Source organism: Gammaproteobacteria bacterium (genome assembly GCA_029862005.1).
Classification (GTDB): Bacteria; Pseudomonadota; Gammaproteobacteria.
In genome coordinates this window covers 1-4,356 of the sequence record JAOTYD010000080.1, presented here as the reverse complement: position 1 = coordinate 4,356, position 4,356 = coordinate 1, and the positions used below count along the sequence as shown (strand labels likewise).

General features: G+C 53.4%; 6 protein-coding genes. 4 read left to right on the top strand and 2 right to left on the bottom strand.

Features of this window, described 5'->3' with window-relative positions; genetic code table 11:
- The first annotated feature begins 444 nt into the window (after positions 1–444).
- Together OES20_18850 and OES20_18845 are read left to right on the top strand one after the other, a co-directional pair.
- On the top strand, positions 445–1,500 hold the full coding sequence (locus OES20_18850; GenBank protein MDH3636751.1) for a methyltransferase domain-containing protein: 1,056 nt from the start codon (positions 445–447) through the stop codon (positions 1,498–1,500).
- Between the two features lie 212 nt (positions 1,501–1,712).
- Positions 1,713–2,231, top strand: coding sequence for a hypothetical protein (locus OES20_18845; protein MDH3636750.1), 519 nt, complete (start codon positions 1,713–1,715; stop codon positions 2,229–2,231).
- Between the two features lie 36 nt (positions 2,232–2,267).
- On the opposite strand, the gene moaB is transcribed toward OES20_18845, so the two are convergent.
- Positions 2,268–2,789 carry a molybdenum cofactor biosynthesis protein B gene (moaB, locus tag OES20_18840; protein ID MDH3636749.1) on the bottom strand — a complete coding sequence of 174 codons (522 nt, stop codon included), beginning with the start codon at positions 2,787–2,789 and terminating at the stop codon, positions 2,268–2,270.
- A 5-nt stretch (positions 2,790–2,794) separates the two neighbouring features.
- Positions 2,795–2,995 (bottom strand): DUF6494 family protein, encoded by a 201-nt coding sequence (locus tag OES20_18835; protein MDH3636748.1) that lies wholly within the window; start codon positions 2,993–2,995, stop codon positions 2,795–2,797.
- A gap of 144 nt (positions 2,996–3,139) precedes the next feature.
- Here OES20_18835 and OES20_18830 point away from each other — a divergent pair, with 144 nt between their 5' ends.
- Entirely contained in the window at positions 3,140–3,946 is an 807-nt protein-coding gene (locus OES20_18830; protein ID MDH3636747.1) for a substrate-binding domain-containing protein, read from the top strand.
- Between the two features lie 7 nt (positions 3,947–3,953).
- Positions 3,954–4,356: ABC transporter permease (locus OES20_18825; GenBank protein ID MDH3636746.1), on the top strand; the 403-nt coding region annotated here is incomplete at its 3' end.

Genomic DNA, 4,356 nt, shown 5'->3' with positions numbered 1-4,356 from the left:
CCACCCCATTCTCGCAGCAGCCTGGCTCTTTGGCACAGCACTGCTCGGATTAGCTGGATTTAGTAAGCGAAGAAAAGTAACTTGGCTTTCAAGTAGAATTGAATATAAAACTCCGCCAATGTGCGGGTTCTTTCCCTGGATGTCTCTAAAATGGGCCTGAAATCGCCTCCTACCGATGTTCCACGAGGGTACGCTTACTCGAAAACCGCTATTGAAATTCCAAATACAAGATATATCGGGTTTATGGCTTCACGATCGACATAAATACAATCGTTTATTTTAGTGAGCCTGGTTGCTGTATAGTGCTCTTATGCGCCAAATAGAAGCGCAGCTTCAATATTCAGGGCTGACGGTCACCCTTCTTTAAGCTGCATTCTGCAGCGATCGCCATTCATAGACACAAATAACCAATCATTTGGCTATAGCCGAATAGGAGTCACAAGTATGAATGAAGAAAAACTCAATGAATTAGTCGGGCAAATGCTGTCGGATCTCGGTGGAGCTTTTTGCATGCCTCTTGTCAGGATAGGAAGCTCGCTGGGCTTATATAAAACACTCGCGGAAAAGGGGCCTGTTTCATCAAATGAATTAGCGCATAAAACGGGCCTGGCCGAGCGCTACCTTCGAGAATGGCTTTCTGCAATGGCCGCCTCGAATTACATCACGTATAACCCTGACGGCGAAAAATACAGTTTGACGGAGGAGCAAACAGCCGTTTTTGCCGATGAGAACAGCCCCGTCTACCTGGTCGCTGCTTTCGATTGTGCTGCCTCAAATGTCTATAACCAGGACAAGATCGAAGGCGTGTTCCACACGGGGGAAGGTCTGCGCTGGGGGGATCAGCCAGAGTGCCTGTTCTGTGCGGTTGCCAAGTTTTTCCGTCCCGGTTATCAACATCACATAATGCAAGACTGGCTTCCAGCACTCGATGGTGTGGTTGAAAAGCTTGAACAGGGGGCAACAGTCGCTGATGTCGGTTGTGGTCACGGTCTTTCAACCATAATGATGGCGGAAGCATTCCCGAATTCCCAATTCGTGGGATTCGATTTTCATGAAGGGTCGATTGCCGAGGCCACCAGGCACGTTGAAGAACACCGGTTGAGTAACGTTCGATTTCAGACCGCGCTTGCGAAAGAATTCGACGGTGTAGGTGACTATGACCTGGTATGTTTGTTCGACTGTCTGCACGACATGGGGGATCCAGCTGGTGCGGCGGCGCATATAAAAAGTGCCCTGAAGTCCGACGGCACACTCATGGTCGTTGAACCTATTGCCGGGGATCAGATACAGGACAATATTAATCCGGTAGGGCGGCTTTACTATGCTGCCTCGACTATGGTGTGCGTACCCACGTCGTTGGCACAGGAGGTTGGAACCGCTTTGGGAGCGCAGGCTGGTGAGAAACGTTTACAGGAGACAATTGTTGACGGCGGGGGCTTCTCGAAATTTCGCAGAGCCGCCGAGACGCCATTCAACATGGTGCTCGAAGCACGACCGTAAAGTTTTACATGGATCAGGGCAATGGCCCTCAGAAGCTAGTTCCGAGGGTCGTGCCCTGTCAGAGGTTCCAATGTCCTTCCTGGTCGAGGATCGCCCCTGAGCTTCGTAATCTAATCGTCTGCTTTTGAGAAGCTGACTTGAAAAATTCGGATCAGGTAGCAACTACCTGTAATACCATTGACGTGGCGGCGGAAACTCTCCAGGATTAATTAGTGCGATACGAGCAAATAGCGGTACGAATTTTTGCGACCATGATCTGGGCGTTGGCCGCTGCTTCCAATGCGGCGGAAACCGGCGGCAATAGCCTGGATTTAGAGCAAGGCAGTGGGCAGGTCACGGTCACCGCCCAGGCGAGCAATCTTTTTGGCGGACAAGGACGGACTGCGATGACTATCGATATCAAACCCGGCGATTCGAAGAATATCGTCCGCGCCAGTTCCGGGCGTGTTATCCCGGTTGCGATTTTCGGATCGAGCGAGCTCAATGTAACCGCGATAAACCCGCGATCCATCAGGCTAAACGGTGTCGATGTCATGCTGGTGGGCAAGTCTGACAAGAGTTTATGCCGCCAGGCAGATATTAACGACGATAGCTACGAAGACCTCGTATGCGATGTCCATACCACGGGCTTCAAGGTCGGCGAAGGCGAATTCATGATTATCATCAAGGCAACGACCTACCATGGAGAATCGTTAACAGGCGAAGATCGCATCAGGATTGTGCGCAACTAGGGATTTTTCGTTAAATCCCCTCATTCGACGGGCTTTTTAACTTTCGCGCAGGCGCGGCATAAGTTCGACCAGGTTACAGGGGCGCGTGCGGTAATCGAGCTGGGTCGCGATCAATTGCGTCCAGGCGTCCTTGCAGGCGCCGGATGAACCCGGCAGGCAGAAGATGTAGGTACCGTTGGCAACCCCGGCAATCGCACGTGACTGCAGCGTCGAAGTGCCGATGGTCTGGTAAGACAGGCTACGGAAGGTTTCGCCGAAACCATCGATCACCTTGTCCAGCAATGGCGCCACCGCTTCCGGCGTGCCGTCACGGCCGGTAACCCCGGTGCCGCCGGTGGTTAACACCACCTGAAGACCCTCGTCGGCAATCCAACGTGAAATCACTTCGCGAATGCGGTATTTATCGTCCGGCACAATTGCCTTTTCCGCCAGCCGGTGGCCGGCCTCGGTCAGATACCTGACCAGCAGCGGGCCCGATTTGTCGCTGGATTCATCGCGGCTGTCCGACACCGTCAGCACCGCGATATCGAGCGGGATTAACTCGCGCTGCTCGCTCATCTGATTTAGTAACTGATTTCGTCTTCGATCGACAGGGCGTCATCGATCAGGTCGCATTCCAGCGTCATCTTTACCCGCACCGGGTTACCATCCAGTCGGCCCTCGCCATTGGCAAGATCGATGGCGCGCTCGATTTCACGTTGCGAAGTGATGCCCACTTTTTTCAAAAACTTGCGGATCGACATGTTCAGCGCTTCTTCGTCCATTACTTCCTCTTCGATATTGATACAGATCTCGGTCAATCAGTTTACCTGTTTTGCCTGATCGCCCCAATGAAAATTCGACGCGCACCGCCACGGATTGATAAACTGGTCTTTTCCTGTTTTTCATTCAAGGGAAGCAACAAGATGTTGAGGAAAGTATTTCTTGGCCTGGTGGCATTATTGATATCGAACCAGGCCATGGCGAGCGAATCCGCGCTGCGCCTGGCGACCACGACCAGCACCGCCAATACAGGGTTGATGGATTACCTGTTACCCAAATTCAGGCAGGAAACAGGCATTGAAGTGCATCTTATCGCGGTCGGCACCGGCAAGGCGCTGCGGCTCGGACGCGAGGGCGATGTCGATATCGTGATGGTACACGCGCGCGCGGCCGAGGATAAGTTTGTCGAAGCTGGTTACGGTGTCGACCGGGCCGACGTCATGTACAACGATTTTATTATCGTCGGCCCGAAATCCGATCCGGCCAAAGCGGCTAAAAGCGGGTCCGTGGGCGAAGCGCTGCAACGTGTCCACTCCAGCGAGCAACCGTTTATCTCGCGCGGCGACGATTCGGGTACCCACAAGCGCGAAATGATGCTGTGGCAAAAAGCCGACAAATCGCCTGGCGGTAGCTGGTATCGCGAAGTTGGCCAGGGCATGGGCAAAACCCTGCAGATCGCCAACGAAGTCGACGGCTATACCATGACCGACCGCGGCACCTGGCTCGCATACCAGTCGAAGCTGGAAATCCAGATATTGTTCGAAAATGATCCCGCGCTGTTAAATCCCTACGGAATCATCGCGGTCAATCCCGAGCGTCATGCGGATGCGAACTATTCAGCTGCAAAAAAACTGATCGACTGGATCACTTCGCCCCCGGTGCAGAAAATGATCGGCGATTTCAAGGTTCACGGCCAGCAATTGTTCATTCCGTCGGCTGGATCGGTATCCTGAGTAGCATATGGAAGTCCTGATCAACAGTACCGTCGACGCCTTCGGCCTGTTATTCAGCGGTAATGCCGAAATCTGGGAAATCGTCGCCATCTCCTTCCAGGTTTCGAGTATGGCGATCCTGGCGGCGGTACCACCGGCGCTGGTGATTGCGTTTGCGCTTGCCTATGGCAACTTTTTCGGCCGTCGATTTCTGATTTCGCTATTCAACACTTTCCTCTCGGTTCCCGCGGTGGTCATAGGGCTAACCTTGTTCATCCTGCTGTCCCGACAGGGCCCGATGGGCGATTTCAAACTGTTATTTACGCAGTCGGCAATGGCGATGGGGCAGTTTCTGCTGTGCCTGCCGATCCTGGTATGCATGACACATGCAGCCCTGCAGGCCGCCGATCGCGCCGCCTGGGAGACCGCGC